This is a genomic window from Winogradskya consettensis (assembly GCF_018332715.1).
Classification (GTDB): domain Bacteria; phylum Actinomycetota; class Actinomycetes; order Mycobacteriales; family Micromonosporaceae; genus Actinoplanes; species Actinoplanes consettensis.
Genome location: NZ_BOQP01000001.1, coordinates 60,165 through 82,617 on the forward strand (window position 1 = coordinate 60,165; position 22,453 = coordinate 82,617).

Here is a 22,453-nt window from a genome sequence, read left to right on the forward strand (position 1 = left end):
CTGGTGATGAACACCGCAGCACGCCGTTCCGCCGCCCTGTTCACCGCCGCCATCCTCGGTCTGGGCTTGCTCACCGGGTGCAGCAGCGACAACGTCTCGTGCGGTCTGGACCAGTGCACCGTGACCATCGACCGCACCGTCAACGCCAGTGCCAACGTGCTGGGCGTCGAGGCGAAATTCCTCAGCGCCGACCAGAACACGGTCACCATGGAGATCGCCGGCGAGCAGATCCAGCTCACCAAGGGCCAGCAGGCAGTCGAGGTCGCGGGTCTTCAGGTGACTCTGGACAGCATCACCGACAGCAACATCGGCATTCAAGTCTCGCGTTAGCACAGACCGCTTGCGTGTGACGGAGGTTTGGAAAAGTTTACCGGCGGTCACATAACCGGGCCATGACTGCCTCCTCACAAGCTCGCAACACCGCGTCGCGCGCGGCTGACAGTAAACCGCTCGAATACCTCGCCCGCGGTGGCTTCATCGCGTACGGCGTCATCCACCTGCTGATCGCCTGGCTCGCGCTGCAGATCGCCTTTGGCACCTCGTCCGGTGAGGGTGACCAGTCGGGTGCCCTGACGGAGCTCGCCGCCAAGCCGCTGGGCAAGACCATGGTGGTCATCGCCATCATCGGCATGATCGGGCTGGCTATCTGGCAGGCGTTCGAGGCGGCCATCGGTGAGAGCGGTGAGCAGGACCGGGCGGCGCTCGCGGAGCGCTTCATCTCGGGCTGCCGCACGATCATGTACCTCTACTTCGCGTTCATCGGCATCAAGGTGCTCTCGGGCTCGAACGCCTCCAGCGGTGACAGCTCGCAGAAGAGCGCGTCGACCCTCATGGACAACAGCGCCGGCCGCTTCTTCATCGGTCTCGTCGGCGTGGTCGTGGTCGGTGTGGGCGTCGGCCTGGCGATCTACGGGATCAAGAAGAAGTTCGAGAAGCACCTGAACATGCAGCAGATGGACGCGAAGGTCCGCAAGACCGTCGAGCGGCTCGGCATGGCGGGCTACACCGCCAAGGGCATCGCCTACACGATCTCCGGTGTCCTGGTCGTCATCGCCGCGGTCAAGTACGACCCGGAGAAGGCCCGAGGCCTTGACGCCGCGCTCAAGACCCTGGCCACCGCGCCGTACGGTCCGTGGCTCCTCGGCCTGATCGCCCTGGGCATCGCGGCCTTCGGCATCTACTGCTTCTTCCAGTCCCGCTACCGCAAGGTGTGATCTATCCCAAGGTCTGACCTTCCGCGCGCATGTTCCAGACACAGGCGAGCGGGGCACTCTTGATCGCTGGCAACCAACCCTGTTGAGGAGAGGGAACCGTGACCAGCGTTCTGACCGCCCTGCTCGCCGTTGTCGTGGCCGCGGGCGCCGCGATCGTGGCAGTCGAAGCAATCCATCTGGTGGTGAAGACCCTCGGCCGGCGTTCCCAGCTGCTGGCCGATCTCGCCACCACCGCGCATCTCCCGTTCCTCATAGCCGCCACGGTCTTCGCCGTGCAGGTGGCTATCCGGGGATTCGCGGGTGATTTCCCGGGACGCCAGGGGGTGGTGCACACCCTGGTGATCCTCGTGATCGCCTCCAGCGCCTGGCTCGTCGGCGCGCTCCTGCTCGTCATGGAGGACATAGCGCTCGCCAAATGGCGCATCGATGTCCCCGACAACATGAAGGCCCGCAGGCTCAAGACCCAGGTGCAGATGCTGCGCCGGGTAACCGTCGCCGCGATAGTCGTCATCACCATCGGCGTCATGCTGATGACCTTCCCCGCCGTGCGGACCGTAGGCGCCAGCCTGCTGGCCTCCGCGGGGCTCGTCTCCGTGATCGCCGCGCTGGCCGCCCAGAGCACCCTTGGCAACCTCTTCGCCGGTCTCCAGCTCGCGTTCAGTGACGCCGTACGCATCGACGACGTGGTGGTCGTCGAGGGCGAATGGGGGCGCATCGAGGAGCTGACCCTCACGTACGTCGCGATCCAGATCTGGGACGACCGGCGGCTGATCCTGCCCACGTCGTACTTCACCCAGAAACCGTTCCAGAACTGGACCCGCAAGGGCTCCGCGGTGCTCGGGACCGCCGAGATCGACGTCGACTGGTCGGTGCAGGTGGAGCCGATGCGCGCCGAGCTGAGGGCCGTCTGCGAGGGCACCGGGCTGTGGGACGGGCGGGTCTGTGTACTCCAGGTGACCGACGCGGTCGGCGGCATGATCCGGCTGCGGGCCCTGGTGAGCGCGAACGACGCCCCCTCCCTGTGGGACCTGCGCTGCCTGGTGCGGGAACGGCTTGTCACCTGGGTCTTCGAGAACCGCCAGGACACGCTGCCGCGGATGCGTGCCGACGTCACGAACATCGAGCGTTCCGGTCTCGCCGCCGCGGAGGCATCGAACAACGTCAAGCCCGCCGAATCGCATGATTTCGCCCATAACGGTCAGTACCACGCACCCGTTGAGCCCTCGGACGACGCACGGGTCTTCAGCGGGCCGGGTGACGGCGACAATCGGGCGTCGGTGTTCGCCGGACCGGACGAATCAGGTCCGGTGACGGACGAATCGGGTGCGGACGGACACGGTGGTCGATCGGCTGCCGAGCCGCTGCCCGCAACCGCGGGAAATCGCTCGTAAGGCGTCCCGCCAGCGAGGATTGACCCGGCGCAGCGCAGGGCATACAGCCTGCAAGGGAAAGGAGGACACCATGGCCGATGTCCTGAACGGTAGCCCGGTTCGCCCGGGTTCCGACCAGTCCACCTCGGAATTGGTCCAGAAAGCGAGCGAGCAGCTCACCCGGCTCGTACGGGATGAGATCGCCCTCGCCAAGGCGGAGCTCACGGAAAAAGGCAAGCACGCCGGCATCGGTGTGGGTCTGTTCGGCGGCGGCGGAGTGCTCGCCATGTACGGCGTCGGCGCCCTGATCGCCACGCTGATCATCGTGCTGAACATCTTCCTGCCGCTGTGGCTTTCCGCGCTGATCATGACCGTGGTGCTGTTCGCCACGGCGGGTGTGCTCGCGCTGCTGGGTAAGAAGCAGGTCACCAAGGCGGTCCCGCCGGAGCCTGAGTCCGCCATCGCCAGCGCGAAGGCGGATGTCGACGAGGTTAAGCACGCGATCAAGAGCGGCAGGAGCCGGGCATGAGCGACAAGAACGGAACGGTGGGCGGCAAGCCCGACGTCGAGGCGCTGCGCGAGGACATCAAGCAGACCCGCGCCGAGCTGGGTGAGACGGTTCAGGCCCTCGCGGCCAAGGCCGATGTCAAGGCCCGCGCCAAGGAGCAGGTCGAGGTGACCAAGGCCAACGTCAAGGCCCAGGTCCACGACGCAACCGAGAAGGTACGCGCAGCCGCCGGCAGCGCCGCGACCGTCGCCTCCGAGAAGGTGGCTGTGGCCTCCGAGAAGGTGCGCGCCGCCACCTCCCAGGCCGGTGACAAGGTCGCCCTGGCCCAGGACAAGGTGCGCGAGTCCGGAGCGCTGGACAAGGCCGGGGAAGCACGCGAGCAGGTCCGCCGTAACCCGATCCCGTTCGCCGCCGTGGTGGCAGCGGGGGCGGCGCTGGTCGGCATCATCCTGATCGTCCGCGGGAGGCGTAAGTGAGCGGCAAGCTCCAGAAGGTCGCGTACAAGCCGGTAGGTCTGCTGCTGGGCGTCGCGGCCGGCGCCATCGCCGGTGCGGTGTTCAAAGAGGTCTGGAAGCTCGCGGTCGGCGAGGACGACGCTCCCACGCCGGACGACGAAGAGCGTGGCTGGGGCGAGGTTCTCGCGGCGGCCGCCATCTCCGGCGCCATCTTCTCCGTCGTGCGGGCCGCGGTCCAGCGCGGCGGGGCGGTCGGTGTCCGCAAGGTGACAGGCTCCTGGCCCGATTAAAGTCAGACATAACCGGATCGACCAAGGTCAAGGCCCTCAGCGTTGCTGAGGGCCTTTTCATTGCGGAGAGTAAGGCCCACTCATTTCCTACTGAGGGGAAGCTTTATCGGTGCTTCCTCGGGTACAGTGTGGCCAGTTTTTGTGTACGTGGTTCAGCTGGTAAGCCTTTCGCAGAAACCCTGCTGCAAGGGGCACTCCTTCTGTGGCCGTTCGCGGCGCCGCTGCTCGAAAACGACCATCGGCTCTGCGACACCGGGCCGAAATTTCCAGAAGGAGAGTTCAGCATGGCGCAAGGAACCGTGAAGTGGTTCAACGCAGACAAGGGCTTCGGCTTCATCACCGTTGACGGCGGGGGTGCTGACGTGTTCGTCCACTTCTCGGCCATCCAGACGAGCGGGTATCGCACTCTGGAGGAGAACCAGCGGGTCGAGTTCGAGATCGCCCAGGGCCAGAAGGGCCCGCAGGCGGAGCAGGTAAGGCCCCTCTGAAGCCCAACCCGCCGGCTTTGCGCCGGCAGCTGATCACCTCTGGCGGAGATCGGCTCTAGCGGTGAGCCCCGCTCCTCGGTTCCTCCCGAGAGGCGGGGCTTTCGCTGTGCGGGCTCTGCAAGCGCAATGCGCGGCTTGTGCGGGTCCTTTAGGTGCTGCGCTGTGCGGGCTATGCCGAGAGCGAGCGCTTGTACTTGCTGCGGGTGCGCACGCCGATGACGATCAGGGCGAGGCCGGCTATCGCCACGAGGGGGCCGATGACGGTGAAGATCCGCATGCCGCTCATCGAGCTGTTCGTGACCAGGTCGAGCCCCTGCGCGGTCCAGAGCACGCCGGTGACCAGGCACAGCATGCCCCCGGTCAGCCAGGCCCAGCCCTTCAGCGGCACGGCCTCCGGGGCGGGGTCGACCGGCGGTGATTCGGGAGCGGAATCGTCAAGCGACGGTGCCGCGGCGGGATCGGCGGCTTCGCCACCCCAGGGTGCGCGCCCGGCGTGAGGGCTGCCGGTGATCGGGGCGGGGCCACCGTTCACCGGCGCGTTTCCCCAGGTGTCGCCGCCGCTGACGGGGGCGGAGATCTGCGGCGCAGGGGGCGGCTGACCCCACGGCTCGCGGCCGCCGGGTGCCGGTTGCCGACCCGGCCACTGGTCACCAGCGGTCATGGACCTGGGGCCGGATCAGCTCGTCGTACACGGACTGGACGACGTCGTGGGCGGCCTGCGGCAGCGGCGGGAGGGCTGCTGCGGCGGCGTTGAGGCGGGCCTGGTCGGCGTTGCGGGCGCCCGGGATGACCACGGTGATCGCGGGGTGGTCGAGGATCCAGCGCAGTGCGAACTGGGCCATCGTGAATTCCGCGGGGACCGCGGGACGCAGCCGGCTGACCGCTTCCAGCCCGGTGGAGAAGTCCACTCCGGAGAACGTCTCGCCGACGTCGAATGCCTCGCCGTGCCGGTTGTAGTTGCGGTGGTCGTCCGACCCGAACTGCGTCTGCTCGTCGTAGCGGCCGGACAGCAGCCCCGATGCGAGGGGCACCCGGGCGATGATGCCGACGCCCGCGGCCGCCGCCGCCGGAAGGACCTTTTCCAAGGGCTTGAGACGCAGGGCATTAACGATGATTTGTACGCTGGCCGTGCCCGGTCGCGCGATTGCCGCGAGGGCTTCGTCGACTTTCTCCACACTTACGCCATACGCCGCGATGCGCTTTTCGGCAACAAGTGTGTCAAGTGAGTCGTACACCTCGTCGGAGCTGAAGACGGGAGTCGGCGGGCAATGCAACTGAACCAGGTCGAGCGTTTCCACACCGAGGTTGGAACGGGACCGATCCGTCCAGGCGCGGAAGTTATCGAGCGTGTAGTTGCCCGGTTCCTGTGCCATCCGGCGGCCCATCTTGGTGGCCACCGTCAATTGCGGGCGGTCCTTGATGAATGAGCCGATGACCTGCTCGCTGCGGCCGTCACCATAGACGTCGGCGGTATCGATGAACGTCACACCCGCATCGACCGCCGCACCGAGGGTCGCGTGCGCGTCCTCCTCGCTGACATCGCCCCAGTCGGCACCCAGCTGCCAGGCGCCCAGACCGATGACTCCCACATCGCGGCCGAGCCGCTCGAATCTGCGCTTTTCCACGGCAGGAGCCTAGCTCAACCCGGGGTCCCCGATGTTAGTCTGCAATGCAAGACGTACGTACGGTTTGGAGGATTGTCATGTGGGATCCCGCTGTCTACCACCGGTTCGGCTCCGAGCGCGCCCGGCCCTTCTTCGACCTGGTGAGCAGGGTCGACGCCGCTGAGCCGCGTACGGTCATCGATCTGGGATGTGGCCCGGGTGAACTGACCGCGACCCTCGCACAGCGCTGGCCCGGCGCCCGGGTCGAGGGCATCGACAGCTCACCGGAGATGATCGGGAAGGCGCGGGCGCTGGGCGTGGGGGAGTTCCGGGTCGGTGACATCGCGCAGTGGCATCCGGACGGCGAGACCGACGTGGTCGTCACGAACGCCGCCCTGCAGTGGGTGCCCGGCCATCAGGAGCTGCTGAGCACGTGGATCCGGGAGCTGCCGGCGGGTGCTTGGTTCGCGATGCAGGTGCCGGGCAACTTCGACGCGCCCAGCCACCGGGCCCTGCGCGAGGTCGCCCGCACGGCACCGTACGCGGAAGAGCTCGGTGATCTGCTCCGGGAGGCACCCGTGAGCGACCCGGAGGACTACGCGGCCCTCTTCCTGGACGCCGGCGCCACCGTGGACGCCTGGGAGACCACCTACCTGCACCTGCTGCCCGGCGACGGCGCGGAGCACCCGGTGCTGCGCTGGATGGACGGCACCGCGCTCCGGCCGGTGCGGGCCGCCCTCGACGACACGCGGTGGCGATCCTTCCGGGCCGAACTCGGTGCGCGGCTCGCGGCGGACTACCCTGCCCGGAGCGGAAATGTCGCGTTCCCGTTCCGCCGGATCTTCCTGGCGGCGCATCTGTAGGAGGTTTCACCGTGACCGAGCTGGCCTCGTTCATCGCCGGCCTGCCGAAGGCCGAGCTGCACGTGCATCACGTCGGCTCGGCCTCGCCGCGGATCGTCGCCGAGCTTGCGGCGCGGCACGAGGGGCAGTCGCCGGTGCCGAGCGACCCGGCGGCGCTGGCCGACTACTTCGCGTTCAAGGACTTCAAGCACTTCATCGACATCTACCTCACCGTCGTGGACCTGATCCGCGACGACGAGGACGTGCGGATGCTGACCTACGAGGTCGCCCGCGAACTGGCCCGTCAGCAGGTCCGCTATGCCGAGCTGACGGTCACGCCGTTCTCGCACGTCAAGCGGGGCATTCCGGCGCCGGCGTTCTGCGCGGCCATCGAGGACGCCCGGGCCGGTGCCGCCGCGGACTTCGGCATCGAGCTGCGCTGGTGCTTCGACATCCCGGGCGAGGCGGGGCTGCCCGCCGCCGAGGAGACGCTGCGCATCGCGCTGGAGGAACGCCCGGACGGGCTGGTCAGCTTCGGGCTGGGCGGTCCGGAGATCGGTGTGCCGCGCCCGCAGTTCAAGCCGTACTTCGACAAGGCGCGCGCCGCCGGGCTGCACAGCGTCCCGCACGCGGGGGAGACCACCGGCCCGACGACGATCTGGGACGCGCTGCGCGACCTGGGCGCCGAGCGGATCGGCCACGGGATCGCCGCGGTCGGTGACCCGCAGCTGATGGCGTATCTCGCGGAGCACCAGATCCCGCTGGAGATCAGCCCGACCTCCAACGTGCGGACCCGGGCGGTGGCGAGCGTCGCCGAGCACCCGCTGCCGCAGATCGTGGCCGCGGGCGTGCCCTTCTCGATCAACTCCGACGACCCGCCGATGTTCGGCACCACGCTCGAGGAGGAGTACGCCGTCGCCGCGCACCTGCTCGAGCTGGACGCGGCAGGGGTCGCCGGGCTGGCCAAGGCCGCCGTCACCCAGTCGTTCCTGCCGACCACGACCCAGCAGAAACTGCTGACCGAGATCGACGACTACACCGAAAAATGGCCCGCGTGAGTCAGTGACCCGCGTAGAGCGGGTCCTGCCAGACGGCGAGGACGGCGAGGATGCCGATCGTCAGGATCGTCACCACGCGGATCATGCGGCGCCGGTTGAACCGGCCCTTGGGCTCGTCCTCGTCGACCAGCGGTGCGGTGCGGGTATCCGTGTCCAGCATTGTCATCTCCCTGGATATCGCTGACCGGCCTAGCCGGGCAGCGCCGTCCAACTCTGGTGCCGGGTCCGTCCCGGGCTCTGCAGTGCGAGCAGGCGGGCCTCGCCGAAGCGCTGGCTGCCCACGCCGACGGCCAGGCCGCCGACGCTCGTGCGCAGGCTGAAGCCGTAGTCGGTGGCGAAGAGCCGCCACCGGCCACCCGCGCTGCAGTCGCCCTGGACCAGCGGGGCACCGGCCACCGGGTTGCCGCCCAGCGGGCCGACGCACTTGCCGGTGGCTTTCGACTGCAGCGAAAACGTGTCGGCCCCCGCGGGGACCAGCTTCCACTGTTGCTGGGCGTTGCCGTCGGTGCCGCCCAGCGTGACGGGTGTTCCGTTCGCCGACCGCGCGGCGTAGAGATCCGCCGCGTCGTCGCCGGTCAGCGAGTTGGTGAGCACGAACCACGTGTTCGCCGCCGGGCGGGCCGCTGGTGCCGACTGGGCCTGGCCCTTGGCGGCGTACCCGAGCTCGGTGTTGCTGATCGTCACGGCGTATTTGCTGTCCGGCCTGAGGCCGATGAGCCGGGCGCGGGTGGCCACTGTGGTCGCCACGGTCACGCCGTCGACCTGCACCTGGTACTTCGCGGTCGGGGACGCCGCGCTCCAGGTCAGCCGCACGGACGTACTCGTGGGATCGCGGATCTCGAGAACGGCCTCGACCCCGGCGGCCGCGGCCTCGGTGGTCGGCAGCGCCGAAGAAAGCGAGGGCGCTGGTTCGTCGCCACCGCCGTCCGCGAAGCCGCTGGACTGCTGCCCGGCGTTCGAGGGTGCCGTGGACGGCTCGTCGGAGGGGGCCGCCACCGCGTTGGGCGCGTCGGGCAGGTCGTCACCGCCATCGCTGCGCAGCAGGAACTCGTTCAGCGCGACGTTCCAGTTGTCGGCGAGGTAGCTCTCCTGCTTCGGGTTGGTGCTGAAGTAGTCGTCGTGCCCGCAGTCGAGACGCGTCTCGTGCTGCTTGGGGCAGACGTCGCGCATCGCTTTGCCCGACCGGTCCGGCCGGCACAGCAGGTCGTAGTTGTCGGTGCAGCTCCCGCCGCCGGTGGAGTTCGGCGAGTCCTGCAGCACCGCGCCCAGCATGTGGGTGGTCTCGACGGCGGCCACCGAGGAGCTCCAGCACCCGGAGTCGACCCGGCCGTACGACGGGCCGCCGTTGTTGCGGTTGCCGAGCCCGGGTCGCTTGTCGGCGATGTACGTGCCGATGCCGCAGTACACGTGGCTGTCGGCGAACATGAGGTATTTGCGGTCGGTGCGGTTGTAGCCGAGCGTCTGCAGCGCCGCGATGGTGCGGTCGAAGGACGCGAGCGCGCCGGTCGGCAGCTGCACCTCGTGCACGTCCACCCGGCACTGCGGGGTCGTCACGTAACGGATGTGCCGGGAGCCGCCCGTCTCGGCCGCGCTCTGGTCGTAGATGCTGTCCACACCCGCCGACCAGTTGCGGATCGACCCGGCGTACTCGCTGTAACGGCTCGGGGTGCCGAACTCGTGCAGGTAGAGCACCTGGACGCGTTTGCCCGAGCGGCCGTCGGCCTCGCAGGCCACGTCGTGCGTACCCATGATGAAGTCGGCCTCGCCGGGAGCCGCGTCCGGGATCAGCGCTGGCGAGCCCACCGACAGCGAGGCACCGCCCTCGTCACGCACGATCTCGGCGTCGGACGGGACCGCTCCGGTCTCGCGCCGGGGCTCGTCCGGCGTCGGCGCTGCGGCTGTCACGGGGGCGACGTCCTTGCTCACCGACATCCCGGTGGGCGCGACGTCCGGGCCGTAACTGCAGGTCTCCTCGTCCAGCGAGAACGTGCCGGCACACAGCGAATCCGACGCGGCCGCCTTCAGACCGGCGTAGACCATGCCCTGGGTGCGGTTGTCGTCGGGCAGGGCGCCGTACGACACCTGCTGGTCGCCCTGGTCCTTGCCGGAGCCGAAGCTGCCGGTGACGATCCCGGGGCCGACGACCCCGCCGACGCCGAGCAGGACGACACCCAGCGCGAGTGGGAGCAGCCGGCGCGTGCGCGAGGCCGCACGCCGGCGACCTCGGTCAGGGGCCTGCCGGCGCCCGGGCTGAGGTGCTTCCCCACGAAGCGCTAGCCGGCGGTGGGCGGACAAACCATCTCCTCGTGCTGCGGGTACGCGGTGGGAGGGGGCTATGGGGTGACCACCTCCCACCGCGCGGTGGCTTCACCGACCCTGGGTGTGGGGCTGGTGCGGGCTTCGGGCCGGGAAGCCGGATGGGATCGGGTTAGAGGTTGCCAGGCCCGCTACGTCAGGGGAATGCCTTTAATACAGATCTAAGCAATCGTTGTACCGTCCGGGGTAATTCAAGTCTCAGGCTGTGCTGGCCCGCGGCGGAAAACAGAATGTCAACCCGGGTGTTTGCGCCGGGAAGGGTCACGCTCGCGTGCCAATCTTCCGCGGCCGACCAGACCGAAACGGTTCGCCTGTTTCGGCGGGGCATCGGCGTCGGCGAGCAGCATCACCACGCTGGCGCCGCCCATCGCGGCCCGGGCCAGGCTCACCGAGCCGCCCGCGTCCTGCGCCGCGCGGCGGGCGATGTCCAGGCCGAGACCCGTCGAGCCCTGGTCGCTCTGGCCGCGCTGCATCGCCTTCTCCGGGTCGTCGATGCCCGGCCCGGCGTCGTCGATGCGCAGCGCCACCCAGCCGTCGCGGCGCGAGAGGCTGACCTCGAACGCGGTGCCCTGTGGGGTGTAGCGGAAGACGTTGCCCAGCACGGCGTCCAGGGCGGCGGCCAGCTCGGGGCGGGCCACCGGCACCGGGATGCGCAGCTGCGCGCCGACGACCTGGTACTTCCTGTTCTGGTCGCCGGCCAGCGCCGACCAGAAGACCATCCGGTCGCGCACCACCTCGGCGGCGTCGCAGAGGCCCTCCTCGGGGGCCTCCGCCACCTGGGCGGCCACCGCGGCCCGGGTCGTGTTGATCAGCTGGTCGACCTCGCCCTCCAGGGTGACGATGGCCTGCCTGATCCGCCGGATGCCGCGTCTGCGGTCCAGCTCGGCCGCGGAGAACTCGCCGATGTGGGTGTCGTCGGGGTCGAGCGCCTCGGCGTCCAGGCGCAGCACGGTCAGCGGCGTCCGCAACCGGTGCGACAGGTCGGCGACCAGCTCGCGTTCGCTGGTGCGGGAGGTGACGAGCCGGTCGGCCATCCGGTTGAAGGCGTACCCGGCCTCGGCCAGCTCGCGCGGCCCGGACGGCTGGATGCGCACGCCCAGGTCGCCGCCGCCGACGGCCATCGCGCCCTGGACCAGGTGCCGCACGGAGTCCACCGCGCCGCGGGCCAGCCGGTCGACCACGATCACCGAGCCGATGACGAGCCCGGCCATGATGCCGAGCAGGATCCACCAGTCGCGGGCGGTTCCGTCGCCGAGCTCGGAGTCGGCCACGAACACCTCGACGACCGAGGTCTTGCTGCTGACAGTGACGGGCTGTAACCGTACGGTGCCGCCGTCGACGTCGATCTCCACCGGCTGACCAGCGCCGGCCGCGTCGGTGAGCGCCTCGGCGGAGACCCGGCTGTTCTTCGTGTCGCCCGGGGCGTGCAGGACCAGGGTCCCACCGGCGGCCCTGGTCGCGGCCTCGATGCCCTTCTTGCCCGAACCGGCGGTCACCGCGCCGGCGACCGTGGCGCTGCGCTGGGCGGCCGCGGACATGGCTTTGTCACGATGGTCGGCCCGCAGCTCCCAGCCCAGCGGGATGAGGAACGCGAGCGAGGCGACAGCGGTGGTGGCGGCGGTGACGTAGGCGAGCCGCGCCCTCAGTCCGGCGCCACCAACCGGAATCCGACCCCCCGCACGGTGCGCAGGTAGCGAGGCTTCGCCGCGGATTCGCCCAGTTTCCGACGGAGCCAGTACAGATGCACGTCGATCGTCTGGTCCTCGCCGACCGATGGCTGTCGCCATACCTCCTCCAACAGCTCACGACGGGAAACCACCCGGCCCGGACGCGCGGCCAGATAGGCAAGCAGATCGAATTCCTTGCGGGTCAGCGCCAGCGCCTCGCCGGCGAGGGTGGCGCTGCGCTCACCGATGTCGACGCGCAGCTCACCGACCTCGTGGACGGCGGGCTGGGCGGTGCGGCTGGCCCGGCCGACGCGGCGCAGCACCGTGGTGATCCGCGCGTCGAGGTGGGCGCCGGTGAACGGCTTGACCATGTAGTCGTCGGCGCCGGCCCGCAGCAGCCGCACCACGGTCTGCTCGTCGTCGCGGGCGGTCGCGATGATGATCGGGACGTCGGTGATGCCGCGCAGCATCCGCAGCGCGTCGGAGCCGTCCAGATCGGGCAGGCCCAGATCGAGCACGACCAGATCGGGGGTCTCGGCGGCGACGCGGCGCAGGGCGTCGAGTGCCGTTCCGACGGCGTGCACGGCGTGCCCCCGGTCGGCCAGCGACCGGAGCATCGCACCGCGCACGACGTGGTCGTCCTCGACGAGCAACACCGTGGCCATGCGAAGAAGGTACTGCCCTTGGCAAGATAGACCGAATCCGTCATCCAGCGACATCACTCGGCTACTGAGCGTCATGGAAAACGTAGTAGGATTCGCGTACCGATGACTTTCACTCTCTTTCCTGACACGAGGGCGGCACTGGCCGCCGACGCACTGACCGGACTCTCCGTGGGCGACGCACTCGGCGCCCAGTTCTTCGTCCCGGGGCATTCCCTGGACGTCCCGCCCGACCCGCCGTGGCCGTGGACCGACGACACCGAGGAGGCGTGCTGCCTCGTCGCCGCGCTCACCGCCGGTGACGACCCCGAGTTCGACCGCGACCACTTCGCCGACCTGCTCGGGCAGCACTTCGAGCCCTACCGCGGTTACGGCCCCGGCGCCGTGGTGATGCTGCGGCAGATCCGGGAGGGCACACCCTGGCCGATCGCCGCCGCGGCCGCCTTCGACGGGCAGGGCTCGGCGGGCAACGGCGCGGCCATGCGGGCGGCACCGCTGGGCGCCTGGCACGCCGACTCGCTCGCGCACGCCGCGGCTCAGGGGGCCCGTGCCGCCGAGGTCACCCACGCGCACCTCGAAGGCATCGCGGGCGCGGTGGCCGTCACCGTCGCTGCGGCGGTCGCGGCCGCTGCACGCCTGGAAGGGCAGCCGGTGGACCTGCTGGGTGCGGTCCTTGCGCACACACCCCAGAGCCGGGTACGCGACGGGCTGCGCGCCGCCACCACGATCAGCTCGGCCACCGCGGCGGCGTACGAGCTGGGCAACGGCACCCGCGCGATGGCGCAGGACTCCGTGCCGCTCGCGATCTGGGTCGCCGCCCGGCACCTGGACGACTACCCGGCGGCCGTCCAGGCCTGCATCGCCGCGGGCGGTGACATGGACACCACGGCGGCGATGGCCGGCGGGATCGTCGCAGCGCACACGGGCATCGCCGGGATCCCCGCGGAATGGATCCAGGCCCGCGAGCCGCTGCCTAAATGGGTGGCTGCGTCGCCCGAAGCGTGAACAATTGAACGCAGTAGCATCGTGACCGACCTCAACACAAGAGCTGAAGGAGATCCACCGTGTCTGCACCCCGTTCCCATGCTGCGGCCGACGTCCTAGTCGTCCCGGCCGGGACCACGGCGGCCGACGCGGTGGCCGCCGCCGGCCTGCCCCAGTCCGGCCCCAAGGCGATCGTCGTGGTCAAGGACTCCTCGGGCCGGCTGCGCGACCTCACCTGGGTGCCCGCCCAGGACAGTGAGATCACCCCGGTGTCGATGGACTCGCCCGACGGGCTGAGCGTGCTGCGCCACTCGGCCGCGCACGTGCTGGCCCAGGCCGTGCAGGACATCTTCCCGGAGGCCAAGCTCGGCATCGGCCCGCCGATCGAGAACGGCTTCTACTACGACTTCGACGTCACCAAGCCGTTCCAGCCGGACGACCTCGGCAAGCTCGAGAAGCGGATGCAGGAGATCGTCAAGGCGGGGCAGACCTTCCGCCGGCGCGAATACTCCTCGCTGGACGAGGCCAAGGCGGAGCTGGCGCACGAGCCCTACAAGCTCGAGCTCGTCGACATCAAGGGCGATGTCGACGACAGCGAGGTCATGGAGGTCGGCGGCGGCGAGCTGACCCATTACGACAACCTCGACAAGGACGGCAACCGCGTCTGGGGCGACCTGTGCCGCGGCCCGCACCTGCCCAGCACCCGGTTCATCCCGGCGTTCAAGCTCATGCGCTCCGCCGCTGCCTACTGGCGTGGTAGCGAGAAGAACCCGCAGCTGCAGCGCATCTACGGGACCGCGTGGCAGAGCCGGGACGAGCTGAAGGCGTACCTCAACCGTCTTGCCGAGGCCGAGCGCCGCGACCACCGCAAGCTGGGCGCCGAGCTGGACCTCTTCTCCTTCCCCGAGGAGATCGGCAGCGGCCTGGCCGTCTTCCACCCCAAGGGCGGTGTGATCAAGCGCGAGATGGAGGACTACGTCCGCGCGCGCCACATCGAGGAGGGCTTCCAGTACGTAGGCACCCCGCACATCACCAAGGAGGGTGTGTTCCACACCTCCGGGCACCTGCCGTACTACGCCGACACCATGTTCCCCCCGATGCACATGGAGGGGGCCGACTACTACCTCAAGGCGATGAACTGCCCGATGCACAACCTGATCTTCAGGTCGCGCGGGCGGTCCTACCGTGAGCTGCCGATGCGGCTGTTCGAGTTCGGCTCGGTCTACCGCTACGAGAAGTCCGGCGTGGTGCACGGCCTGACCCGGGTCCGCGGCCTGACCCAGGACGACTCGCACTCGTACGTCACCGCCGAGGACGCCCCGGGCGAGATCAAGCACCTGCTGAACTTCGTGCTGTCGCTGCTGCGCGACTTCGGCCTGGACGACTACTACCTCGAGCTGTCCACCCGCGACCCCAAGAGCGACAAGTTCATCGGCTCGGACGAGCAGTGGGAGGTCGCGACCAAGGTGCTCGAGGACGTCGCCACCGAGTCCGGTCTGGAGCTGGTGGCCGACCCGGGCGGCGCGGCGTTCTACGGCCCGAAGATCAGCGTGCAGGTCAAGGACGCGATCGGCCGTACCTGGCAGATGTCGACCATCCAGTACGACTTCAACCAGCCGGCCCGTTTCGGCCTGGAATACCAGGCCGCCGACGGCACCCGGCAGGAGCCGGTGATGATCCACTCGGCGAAGTTCGGCTCCATCGAGCGGTTCTTCGGCGTGCTGGTCGAGCACTACGCGGGCGCGTTCCCGGCCTGGCTCGCCCCGATCCAGGTCGTCGGCATCCCGATCCGCGACGACCACGCCGACTACCTGCAGGAATTCGTCACCCTCCTGCGCAAGGAAGGCCTCCGCGCCGAGGTCGACTTCTCCACCGACCGCATGCAGAAGAAGATCCGCACCGCCCAGCAGCAGAAGATCCCGTTCATGGCGATCGCCGGCGACGACGACGTCAACGGCGGCACGGTCTCCTTCCGCTACCGCGACGGCTCCCAGCGCAACAACATGCCGCTGGCCGAGGCCGTGGCCCACGTCGCCGAGATCGTCCGCTCCCGCACCAACATCGGACCGTCCGCGGCCTGATCTTTTCAAGACATTCGGGGGGTACGGGCACCGCGCCAGTACCCCCCCGAATTGTCTATTTGAGGATCGGGAACCAGCCGTCCTCATTCGTGTCGCAGGTACCGATGGTGGCGTCGGCGGCGATGCGCAGCAGCTCCGCCTTGCTGAGGTGGTGGTAGTCGGTGGTCTGGAGCCCGATGGCGCACGACGCGGTCTCGACGAACAGCCGGCTCTCGTTCTCCGGGTGGGTTTCCCCCGGCACGGTGTTGCCCTCGGAATACCAGGCGGGGAAGCCGTTCACCGTGTCGGACGGCTCGCTGAGCCCGGAATGGTTACGCCAGGTCTCGCCGCTCCTGTCCGTGATCTGCAGGGTGATGGGGCTGCCCTGGCCCTGGTCGGGGCCGGACTGCGCAGGCTCGGGATGCTGGGAGGCCTCCCATTCCGGTCTCCGATCGAGCGCGGAGATCGTGAGCTGTTGCAGCCCGCGGTCCGCCGGTGTGGAGGACTCGACGGATGTCACCGTGAGCCCCTCGGGCAGCCAGCCGAGTTGCAGCGGTCCCCGGACCGGCGCGAGGGGCCCGGTGCGGATCGCCGCGGCGAGCCGGAACAGGCGGTCGTAGTTGAAGTCGTTCGCCCTGACGGTGGTCCAGCGGCCGTCCCGGTCCTTCCACGCCACGAAGTTGTAGATGAGCTCGATGCCCATGTTGGGCGCGAGCGACGGCATGGGGATGATCGGGGTCGGTGTGCTCCCCGGCCCAAGCTCGTTGACGTCGAGCCTGGGCAGCCACAGCGCATCGTGACCGGCCACCTTGATGGCACGCCCGGTGGGAAGCCTGGACGCGTCGAACCGGCCCGGGTCGAAGACCTGCACGAGATAGTCGCCGGGGTATTCCTCCGTGGGGTGCTCCTGCGCGACGACGAGCTCCTGCCGCCCGATGACCGCGGACCAGTGCTCCACCGTGAAGCCGGAGCCCGCGGCGATGCTGACGTTCATGTCCGACGGTGCGCGGGGTGTCACCGAGGCGGGCGGCGGCGACGAGTCGAGGTGCCGGGCGACCGGCAGTCCGATCGCGACGACCGCCACCGCCACCGCGGCGGCGACCGTTGCGGTGATCTTGCGCCGGCGGCGTACCCGGACGGCACCCGCCTGGGCGGCCTCGATCATGCCGTGGCCGTCCGGGGCGGATCCGGCGTGCAGCTCCAGCATGGCGCGGAGATCGTTCGTGCTGGTCACGGCAGTACCTCCTCGGGCGCACCCGCGGGGAACTCGATGCCGAGCTCCGTCAGGGCGCGGCTCACGTAGCCGCGGACGGTGCTCGTGCGGCAGCCCAGCGCCTCGGCGATCTCCTGGTCGGAGAGGCCCTCGTAGAAGCGCAGCACCAGGGCGGCGCGCTGCCGTTTCGGCAGGTCACCGAGGAGCTTCCACAAACCGTCGCCGGCCGCCGGCTTTTTGTGGCGGCGCCAGGACAGGTATTCGTCGGTCACCAGGCGGCGTGCGTACGCGTACGGCTCGCCGGTGCGCTGGATCCGCTCCCACTTGACCAGGGAGCGGGTCAGCACCTCCCGCACGATGTCCCGGGCCTGGTCGTGATCGCCGCTGAGCAGCATCGCGTAGCGCAACAGTGCCGGCAGCCGTGCGGCGGCGAACTCCTCGAACCGCATTCGCCCTCCCCGTTCCTCTCCCTCCCGTCTCATCCGGCCGGTGACCAGGTCGCCCGGTTGGTGCAGTCCGCGATGGTCAGGTTCTCCGCGACCTTGCGCAGGGTCGCGTCGTCGACCGTCTGGTCCGGCGTGCCGCCCCAGCGCCGGGTCCCGACCGTGACCAGGCAGGTCGGCGTCTCGACCAGCAGCTCGGATGTGCCGTCGCGGACGTAGGCGGGATGACCGCCGACCGGCTTCACGGACCGGTAGAGATCGCTCTTCTGCTGCGACCAGATCCGATCCGGCAGCGGCTCCGTCTCGATCCGGACCGGGTCCTCGCCCGGGTTGTCAGTCGGTTTGGTGGCCCAGGACCAGGTCACCCCGATCGTCTCCGACTGATCGACCGTGGTGCTCGAGGCCACCATCTGCGGAGGCAACCAGCCGACCCGATAGGGCACGAGCACGTCGCGGGGTGTGGTGAACCTCAGCTGCTCGGCGACGGCGATCTTGTCGGCCCGGTTACCGGCGCGGACGCTGACCCATTCACCCCCGGGTAGTTGCCAGCCGAGGAGCGGTACAGCATCGGGGGTTCTCCCCTCGCTGGGGTTCGCCGTGTACCAGGCGTCATGCCCGTTGATGGTCAGCCGCTCGCCCGCGGTCAGCGTCTTGGTGTCGTACCCCGGGCGTGCCGCGACGGTGACCGACACGACGCCCCACTGCAACCGCTGCGAATCCCGTCCGGTGGACTGGGTGACCGGGGTGAAGCCGTCGGCCATCGTGATCGTCGTCTGGGTGGCTGCCCGGGGCGGGACGACCACGGGGTCGTGGTGGCGCAGGCCGGCGGCGACTGCGATGCCGCCGCCGGTGACCGCGACGACGGCGAGGGCGGCGATCCAGGACTGCCAGCGGCGGCGGATCCGGCGGCGGGCGGCGGCTTCGCGGGCCTGGTCGATCAGGCCGTGGCCGTCGGGGGCCTGGTCGGCGTACGCGTCGAACATGTGGTGCAGGTCGTCCAGCGTGGTCATGGCAGCACCTCCGTGTTCTGGGTGACCTCGACGCGGAGCGTGGCCAGGGCGCGGCTGGCGTACGCGCGGACCGTGCTGGTGCGGCAGCCGAGCGACTCCGCGATCTCCTCGTCGGTGAGGCCCTCGTAGAAGCGCAGCACCAGCACGGCGCGCTGCTGTTTCGGCAGGTCGCCGAGCAGCTTCCACAGGTCCTCGTCCCGGCGGTGCGGGGCGGCGGCGGGGTGGTCCAGGTCGTCGTCGCGCAGCGGGACGGTGACCACGCGCTTGCGGCGTCGCCAGGACAGGTATTCGTTGGTCACCATGCGGCGTACGTAGGCGTACGGCTCGTCGGCCCGCGCGATCCGGTCCCATTTGACCAGTGCGCGGGTGAGCACCTCCTGCACGATGTCCCGGGCATGTTCGCGATCGCCGCTGAGCAGCATCGCGTAGCGCAGCAGCGCGGGTAACCGCGCCGCGGCGAACTCCTCGAAGTGCATCCACCCTCCCCGTCGAAACTTTCTACACAGTGCAGACGTCGCGCGGGGGGAATCCGCTGTGCGTAGGGTTGGGGATGTGAGTGAGGACGGGCTCGACCGGCTGTGGACCCCGCACCGGATGGCGTACATCTCGGGTGAGGATCGTTCCGACGCCTACGAGCAGCCTGAGGGTTGCCCGTTCTGTGTCGGGCCGGGCCTGCCGGAGCAGGACAGTCTGGTGGTGGCGCGTGGCGAGCTCGTGTTCGCGGTGCTGAACCTCTACCCGTACAACCCGGGTCATCTTCTGGTCTGTCCCTATCGGCACGTCGCCGACTACACCGACCTGACGCCGGCCGAGACCGTGGAGGTCGCCGAGTTCACCCAGCGTGCGATGCGGGTGATCCGGGGGGTGAGCAGTCCGCACGGGTTCAATCTCGGGATGAACCAGGGCTCGGTGGCGGGTGCCGGGATCGCCGCGCACCTGCATCAGCACGTGGTGCCGCGGTGGGGTGGCGACGGCAATTTCATGCCCGTCATCGCCCAGACCAAGGTGCTGCCGCAGCTCCTCGGCGACACCAAGGAGCTGCTGGCGAAGGCGTGGGCTACTTCACCGCCTGAGCCTCGCTGACCGCTTCCTGCCAGGCCAGTGCCGGGACCAGCTGGCCGATCTCGACCTTGCTGAGCTTGTTCTCCACGATGGTGCGTACGGCGGCGTTGTGCAGGCCGAGGTACTGCGCCGGCTTGCGGGAGACCGCGGCGGTGAAGATCTTGCCGACGGGGGCGTCGGAGAAGAACGAGTTCTGGAAGCCGGTCACCGCCGGGTCGTCGTAGAGCGCGGGTACGGACGGCAGGTTGCCCGTCTCCTTGAAGATCCGCAGCTGCTGGGCGGGCGCGGTGAGCCAGGCCGCCAGCGCGTACGCCTCCTTGGGGTGGGAGCTCTGCTTCGGCACGGTCAGCCACGAGCCGCCCCAGTTGCCGGAGCCGCCCGGGACGGCGGTGACGTCCCACTGCCCGCGGGTGGCCGGGGCGTTCTGCTGGATCAGGCCGAGCACCCACGCGGGGCAGGTCAGCGTCGCGAACCGGCCGCCCTGCAACGCCGCCATCCACTGGGCGTTGAACGCCACGTACTTCGCCGACTCGCCGGACTCGATCATGTCGACGGTCAGGTCCCAGGCGGTGCGGACGCCGGGCTTCTGGTCCATGACGAGCTTCTCGTCGCGGTCGTAGTACGCGGTGGGCTGCTGGGCCAGGATCTGGTTGTAGATGTTGCTGGCCGCGTCGGTCCACTTCACCGGCAGGTCGGCGGCCTGGAAGCGCTGACCGGCGGCGATGTACTTCTCCCACGTCGGCCACAGCTTCGCCACCGATTCGCGGTCGGTGGGCAGCCCGGCGGCCTTGAACAGGTCGGGGCGGTAGCACATGGCCAGCCCGCCGACGTCGGTCCCGAGCCCCATCTGGCCGGTTCCGTCGGCGCTCAGCGTGGCGTCCCATTTCCAGGGCAGCCAGTTGCTCTTCAGGTCACCGGCGCCCAGGTCGAGCAGGTTGACGAAGTCGGCCGAGCGGTTGCGGAACTCGACGACGTAGCCCTCCTCGACGGCGACCACGTCACCGGTGCCCCTACCCGCGTCGAGACGCTGGGTGAGCAGCTCGTGGTGCTTGGTGAACGCGGTGACCCGTTCGACGACGCGCAGCTCGGGGTGGGCGGCCTCGTACTCGCGCAGCAGCGTCTTGTAGCCGAAGCTGCCGAAGTCGTCGATGGTCAGCGTGATCCTCTTGTCGTCGGCCGCTCCCGTGGTGCCACAGCCGGCCAGGGCGGTGAGCAGGGTGAGACCGGCGACGAGTCTGCGTACTCGGTTCATGACGCTGCCACCTCGGAGGCGCTGGAACGGGCCAGTTGCCAGGCGGACAACCAGTTGGGGACCTTGCCGGCGGGCATCGGGCGGCACAGGGCGTACCCCTGCAGGCCGTCGACGCCGAGTGCGATGAGCCGGTCGGCGCTCGCCCGGCTCTCGACCCCGACGACGACGCTGGTCAGGCCGAGGTCGGCGGCGATGCGGACGAGACCGGCGACGATCCGCTCGGCGGCCAGGCTCTCCGGGAGCAGCCGGACCAGTTCACGGTCGATCTTGAGCCGGCTGACCGGCGCGCGGGCGACGGTCAGCCAGTGGGTGGTGCCGGCGCCGACGTTGTCGAGCCCGACGGCGATGCCGGTGTCGGCGAGCCGGGTCAGCGCGGCGGCCACCCGGGGCGGGTCGGCGGCGAGCGTGGCCTCGCGGAACTCGATGCTCAGCGCCGACAGTGGCAGCCCGGCCGTCTCGGCGATGCCGGTGACCAGCTCGGGGAGGGCGTCGTCGACGAGGTTCTGGGTGGCGAGGTTCACCACCAGGCGTACGTCGTGGCCCGCGGAGCGCCAGCCGGCAGCCTCGGCCGTCGAGGTGCGCAGCATCCACTCGGTGAGCGGGTGGATGAGCGAGGTCTGCTTGACGGCGGGCAGGAAGTCGCTCGCGGTGAGCAGCCCGTACTCCGGGTGGTTCCAGCGCAGCAGGGCCTCGAGGTCGCGGACGTCGCCGGCGGCGGTGAAGATCGGCTGGTAGTGGAGTTCGAGCTGGCCGTCCTCCAGGGCGTTGCGCAGCTGGGGGAGCAGGGTGACGTGCATGCCGCCCGCTTCGGGGCCGGTGTCCGCCGGGTCGTGGCGGACCACGCCGCCGCCGCGCTGCTTGGCGCGGTACATGGCCTGGTCGGCGCGTTGCAGCAGGGTGCTCAGATCCGTGCCGTCGGCGGGGGCCAGCGCCACGCCGATGCTGGCGCCGACCTCGACGGTCAGGCCGTCGAGGACGACCGGGTGGCGGACGGCCTCGGACACGGCCTGCGCGACGGCCAGCGTGCCGGCGGTGCCGGTGCGGGGCAGCAGCACCGCGAACTCGTCGCCGCCGAGCCGGATGGCGGTCCCGGCGCCCTGGCAGGCCCGGTCGATCGCCGCCGCGACGGCGGCGAGCAGCTGGTCACCGGCGTGGTGCCCGAGCGAGTCGTTGATCCCCTTGAAGCCGTCGAGGTCGAGCAGGAGCAGGCCGGCCGGGCGTGCCTCCGTGGCGTGTGCCAGCGCGGGGACGGCCGCCCGGCGCAGCTTCTCGCGGTTGCCGAGACCGGTGAGCGGGTCGTGCACGGCGGCGTGGTCCTGGTCGCGTTGCCGGCGCCGGACCAGCAGCACCCCGGCGATCGCGACCAGCAGCACGAACAGCCCGCCGCCGTAGAGCAGGTGGGTGGAGCGGGCGATCGAGGTGTCGACCCCGCGGCGGGGGAGCAGGACCACGGCGAGCGCGTCCACGATCCCGTCGCCGTTGGCGTCGTACGGGTAGCTGACCGCGAGCAGCTTCTCCCCGGTGCCCGGATCGGTGGCGCTGGCGGCGGTGGGATGCCCGACCAGGGCCGCGGCGCGCCGGGCGGCGGTGAGCGGGCCGGCGAGCTGGTGGTCGAAGTCGGCGTAGACGAGCCGGTCGTCGGTGAGCGACCAGATCATCAGGCCGCGCAGTTCACCCTTCTGCTGCAGCAGGACGACGTCGGTATCGAGCTGGGCGCGGTTGGCGGGGTGCAGCCGTACGGTGATGTCGTCGAGCGTGACGCTGCGGTCGATGACCAGCGAGCTGATGATCACGACGCCCTGCAGCGCGCTGTCCAGCGTGCGGGTGCGGATCTGCTGTTCGAGGGCGTAGACCCCGGCACCGAGCGTGGCCAGCACGACGACGAGCACGGCGAGCAGCACGCGCCAGGACGTCAGGGCGCGTGGCTGAGTTCCGCGTCGGGGGGCCACGGTGGT

General features: G+C 69.9%; 24 protein-coding genes. 12 read left to right on the top strand and 12 right to left on the bottom strand.

The window, feature by feature from the left end:
- Positions 1-6 precede the first annotated feature (6 nt).
- The 7 genes from Aco04nite_RS00325 (at position 7) to Aco04nite_RS00355 (ending at position 4,325) form a co-directional block, all read left to right on the top strand.
- Positions 7-330, top strand: a complete 324-nt coding sequence (locus tag Aco04nite_RS00325) for a hypothetical protein (protein ID WP_212995335.1) — start codon at positions 7-9, stop codon at positions 328-330.
- Positions 331-392: 62 nt separating this feature from the next.
- Complete coding sequence (locus Aco04nite_RS00330; protein WP_212995189.1) at positions 393-1,214, top strand: DUF1206 domain-containing protein; 822 nt, start codon at positions 393-395, stop codon at positions 1,212-1,214.
- Positions 1,215-1,312: 98 nt separating this feature from the next.
- On the top strand, positions 1,313-2,605 hold the full coding sequence (locus Aco04nite_RS00335; RefSeq protein WP_212995190.1) for a mechanosensitive ion channel family protein: 1,293 nt from the start codon (positions 1,313-1,315) through the stop codon (positions 2,603-2,605).
- A gap of 70 nt (positions 2,606-2,675) precedes the next feature.
- Entirely contained in the window at positions 2,676-3,113 is a 438-nt protein-coding gene (locus tag Aco04nite_RS00340; protein ID WP_212995191.1) for a phage holin family protein, read from the top strand.
- Positions 3,110-3,568 carry a DUF3618 domain-containing protein gene (locus tag Aco04nite_RS50195; RefSeq protein ID WP_212995192.1) on the top strand — a complete coding sequence of 153 codons (459 nt, stop codon included), beginning with the start codon at positions 3,110-3,112 and terminating at the stop codon, positions 3,566-3,568. Before Aco04nite_RS00340 ends, Aco04nite_RS50195 begins: the two co-directional genes overlap by 4 nt.
- Positions 3,565-3,837 (top strand): DUF4235 domain-containing protein, encoded by a 273-nt coding sequence (locus tag Aco04nite_RS00350; RefSeq protein WP_203837793.1) that lies wholly within the window; start codon positions 3,565-3,567, stop codon positions 3,835-3,837. Before Aco04nite_RS50195 ends, Aco04nite_RS00350 begins: the two co-directional genes overlap by 4 nt.
- A gap of 284 nt (positions 3,838-4,121) precedes the next feature.
- Entirely contained in the window at positions 4,122-4,325 is a 204-nt protein-coding gene (locus tag Aco04nite_RS00355) for a cold-shock protein (RefSeq protein ID WP_011905669.1), read from the top strand.
- 169 nt (positions 4,326-4,494) lie between these two features.
- Here Aco04nite_RS00355 and Aco04nite_RS00360 read toward each other — a convergent pair whose 3' ends face one another.
- Positions 4,495-4,986 carry a hypothetical protein gene (locus tag Aco04nite_RS00360; RefSeq protein WP_212995193.1) on the bottom strand — a complete coding sequence of 164 codons (492 nt, stop codon included), beginning with the start codon at positions 4,984-4,986 and terminating at the stop codon, positions 4,495-4,497.
- Positions 4,973-5,950, bottom strand: a complete 978-nt coding sequence (locus Aco04nite_RS00365; protein WP_203837795.1) for an aldo/keto reductase — start codon at positions 5,948-5,950, stop codon at positions 4,973-4,975. Before Aco04nite_RS00365 ends, Aco04nite_RS00360 begins: the two co-directional genes overlap by 14 nt.
- 77 nt (positions 5,951-6,027) lie before the next feature.
- Here Aco04nite_RS00365 and Aco04nite_RS00370 point away from each other — a divergent pair, with 77 nt between their 5' ends.
- Together Aco04nite_RS00370 and Aco04nite_RS00375 are read left to right on the top strand one after the other, a co-directional pair.
- Entirely contained in the window at positions 6,028-6,792 is a 765-nt protein-coding gene (locus Aco04nite_RS00370) for a trans-aconitate 2-methyltransferase (protein ID WP_212995194.1), read from the top strand.
- 11 nt (positions 6,793-6,803) lie between these two features.
- A complete protein-coding gene (locus Aco04nite_RS00375; RefSeq protein WP_212995195.1) occupies positions 6,804-7,829 on the top strand; it encodes an adenosine deaminase in 1,026 nt (341 codons plus the stop codon).
- Position 7,830: 1 nt separating this feature from the next.
- Here the strand turns inward: Aco04nite_RS00375 and Aco04nite_RS00380 are convergent, their stop codons facing one another.
- The 4 genes from Aco04nite_RS00380 to Aco04nite_RS00395 all read right to left on the bottom strand — a co-directional run bounded on the left by Aco04nite_RS00380 (position 7,831) and on the right by Aco04nite_RS00395 (position 12,477).
- Positions 7,831-7,989, bottom strand: coding sequence for a hypothetical protein (locus tag Aco04nite_RS00380; RefSeq protein ID WP_212995196.1), 159 nt, complete (start codon positions 7,987-7,989; stop codon positions 7,831-7,833).
- Between the two features lie 29 nt (positions 7,990-8,018).
- Positions 8,019-10,124, bottom strand: coding sequence for an RICIN domain-containing protein (locus Aco04nite_RS00385; protein ID WP_212995197.1), 2,106 nt, complete (start codon positions 10,122-10,124; stop codon positions 8,019-8,021).
- A gap of 254 nt (positions 10,125-10,378) precedes the next feature.
- Entirely contained in the window at positions 10,379-11,683 is a 1,305-nt protein-coding gene (locus tag Aco04nite_RS00390; RefSeq protein ID WP_244875638.1) for a HAMP domain-containing sensor histidine kinase, read from the bottom strand.
- Positions 11,684-11,787: 104 nt separating this feature from the next.
- Complete coding sequence (locus Aco04nite_RS00395) at positions 11,788-12,477, bottom strand: response regulator transcription factor (RefSeq protein ID WP_203837800.1); 690 nt, start codon at positions 12,475-12,477, stop codon at positions 11,788-11,790.
- A 102-nt stretch (positions 12,478-12,579) separates the two neighbouring features.
- On the opposite strand from Aco04nite_RS00395, the gene Aco04nite_RS00400 reads away from it, so the two are divergent.
- Together Aco04nite_RS00400 and thrS are read left to right on the top strand one after the other, a co-directional pair.
- On the top strand, positions 12,580-13,479 hold the full coding sequence (locus Aco04nite_RS00400) for an ADP-ribosylglycohydrolase family protein (protein WP_212995198.1): 900 nt from the start codon (positions 12,580-12,582) through the stop codon (positions 13,477-13,479).
- A 59-nt stretch (positions 13,480-13,538) separates the two neighbouring features.
- Positions 13,539-15,539 (top strand): threonine--tRNA ligase, encoded by a 2,001-nt coding sequence (gene thrS / locus Aco04nite_RS00405; RefSeq protein WP_203837802.1) that lies wholly within the window; start codon positions 13,539-13,541, stop codon positions 15,537-15,539.
- Between the two features lie 55 nt (positions 15,540-15,594).
- Here the strand turns inward: thrS and Aco04nite_RS00410 are convergent, their stop codons facing one another.
- From Aco04nite_RS00410 to Aco04nite_RS00425, 4 genes are read right to left on the bottom strand one after another with little or no spacing between them, the layout of a single operon-like run.
- Positions 15,595-16,752 carry a hypothetical protein gene (locus tag Aco04nite_RS00410; protein WP_212995199.1) on the bottom strand — a complete coding sequence of 386 codons (1,158 nt, stop codon included), beginning with the start codon at positions 16,750-16,752 and terminating at the stop codon, positions 15,595-15,597.
- The gene (locus Aco04nite_RS00415) at positions 16,749-17,180 is read right to left on the bottom strand and encodes a sigma factor-like helix-turn-helix DNA-binding protein (protein WP_212995200.1); all 432 of its coding nucleotides are present in this window, start codon (positions 17,178-17,180) and stop codon (positions 16,749-16,751) included. Before Aco04nite_RS00415 ends, Aco04nite_RS00410 begins: the two co-directional genes overlap by 4 nt.
- 29 nt (positions 17,181-17,209) lie before the next feature.
- Positions 17,210-18,184 carry a hypothetical protein gene (locus Aco04nite_RS00420; protein WP_212995201.1) on the bottom strand — a complete coding sequence of 325 codons (975 nt, stop codon included), beginning with the start codon at positions 18,182-18,184 and terminating at the stop codon, positions 17,210-17,212.
- Positions 18,181-18,660 carry a SigE family RNA polymerase sigma factor gene (locus Aco04nite_RS00425; protein WP_212995202.1) on the bottom strand — a complete coding sequence of 160 codons (480 nt, stop codon included), beginning with the start codon at positions 18,658-18,660 and terminating at the stop codon, positions 18,181-18,183. Before Aco04nite_RS00425 ends, Aco04nite_RS00420 begins: the two co-directional genes overlap by 4 nt.
- 118 nt (positions 18,661-18,778) lie before the next feature.
- On the opposite strand from Aco04nite_RS00425, the gene Aco04nite_RS00430 reads away from it, so the two are divergent.
- Positions 18,779-19,267, top strand: coding sequence for an HIT family protein (locus tag Aco04nite_RS00430; protein WP_212995337.1), 489 nt, complete (start codon positions 18,779-18,781; stop codon positions 19,265-19,267).
- On the opposite strand, the gene Aco04nite_RS00435 is transcribed toward Aco04nite_RS00430, so the two are convergent.
- Both Aco04nite_RS00435 and Aco04nite_RS00440 read right to left on the bottom strand, forming a co-directional pair.
- Positions 19,242-20,498, bottom strand: a complete 1,257-nt coding sequence (locus Aco04nite_RS00435; RefSeq protein ID WP_212995203.1) for an ABC transporter substrate-binding protein — start codon at positions 20,496-20,498, stop codon at positions 19,242-19,244. The genes Aco04nite_RS00430 and Aco04nite_RS00435 overlap by 26 nt on opposite strands.
- Positions 20,495-22,447: a putative bifunctional diguanylate cyclase/phosphodiesterase gene (locus tag Aco04nite_RS00440; protein WP_212995204.1), complete on the bottom strand. Its 1,953-nt coding sequence runs from the start codon at positions 22,445-22,447 to the stop codon at positions 20,495-20,497. Before Aco04nite_RS00440 ends, Aco04nite_RS00435 begins: the two co-directional genes overlap by 4 nt.
- Positions 22,448-22,453 lie beyond the last annotated feature (6 nt).

Coding starts and splice junctions, on each gene's coding strand:
- Aco04nite_RS00325 (WP_212995335.1), top strand. CDS start 7: ATGAACACCGCAGCACGCCGTTCCGCCGCCCTGTTCACCGCCGCCATC.
- Aco04nite_RS00330 (WP_212995189.1), top strand. CDS start 393: ATGACTGCCTCCTCACAAGCTCGCAACACCGCGTCGCGCGCGGCTGAC.
- Aco04nite_RS00340 (WP_212995191.1), top strand. CDS start 2,676: ATGGCCGATGTCCTGAACGGTAGCCCGGTTCGCCCGGGTTCCGACCAG.
- Aco04nite_RS50195 (WP_212995192.1), top strand. CDS start 3,110: ATGAGCGACAAGAACGGAACGGTGGGCGGCAAGCCCGACGTCGAGGCG.
- Aco04nite_RS00355 (WP_011905669.1), top strand. CDS start 4,122: ATGGCGCAAGGAACCGTGAAGTGGTTCAACGCAGACAAGGGCTTCGGC.
- Aco04nite_RS00360 (WP_212995193.1), bottom strand. CDS start 4,986: ATGACCGCTGGTGACCAGTGGCCGGGTCGGCAACCGGCACCCGGCGGC.
- Aco04nite_RS00370 (WP_212995194.1), top strand. CDS start 6,028: ATGTGGGATCCCGCTGTCTACCACCGGTTCGGCTCCGAGCGCGCCCGG.
- Aco04nite_RS00380 (WP_212995196.1), bottom strand. CDS start 7,989: ATGCTGGACACGGATACCCGCACCGCACCGCTGGTCGACGAGGACGAG.
- Aco04nite_RS00390 (WP_244875638.1), bottom strand. CDS start 11,683: ATGTCCGCGGCCGCCCAGCGCAGCGCCACGGTCGCCGGCGCGGTGACC.
- Aco04nite_RS00395 (WP_203837800.1), bottom strand. CDS start 12,477: ATGGCCACGGTGTTGCTCGTCGAGGACGACCACGTCGTGCGCGGTGCG.
- Aco04nite_RS00400 (WP_212995198.1), top strand. CDS start 12,580: ATGACTTTCACTCTCTTTCCTGACACGAGGGCGGCACTGGCCGCCGAC.
- Aco04nite_RS00415 (WP_212995200.1), bottom strand. CDS start 17,180: ATGCGGTTCGAGGAGTTCGCCGCCGCACGGCTGCCGGCACTGTTGCGC.
- Aco04nite_RS00420 (WP_212995201.1), bottom strand. CDS start 18,184: ATGACCACGCTGGACGACCTGCACCACATGTTCGACGCGTACGCCGAC.
- Aco04nite_RS00425 (WP_212995202.1), bottom strand. CDS start 18,660: ATGCACTTCGAGGAGTTCGCCGCGGCGCGGTTACCCGCGCTGCTGCGC.
- Aco04nite_RS00430 (WP_212995337.1), top strand. CDS start 18,779: ATGGCGTACATCTCGGGTGAGGATCGTTCCGACGCCTACGAGCAGCCT.
- Aco04nite_RS00435 (WP_212995203.1), bottom strand. CDS start 20,498: ATGAACCGAGTACGCAGACTCGTCGCCGGTCTCACCCTGCTCACCGCC.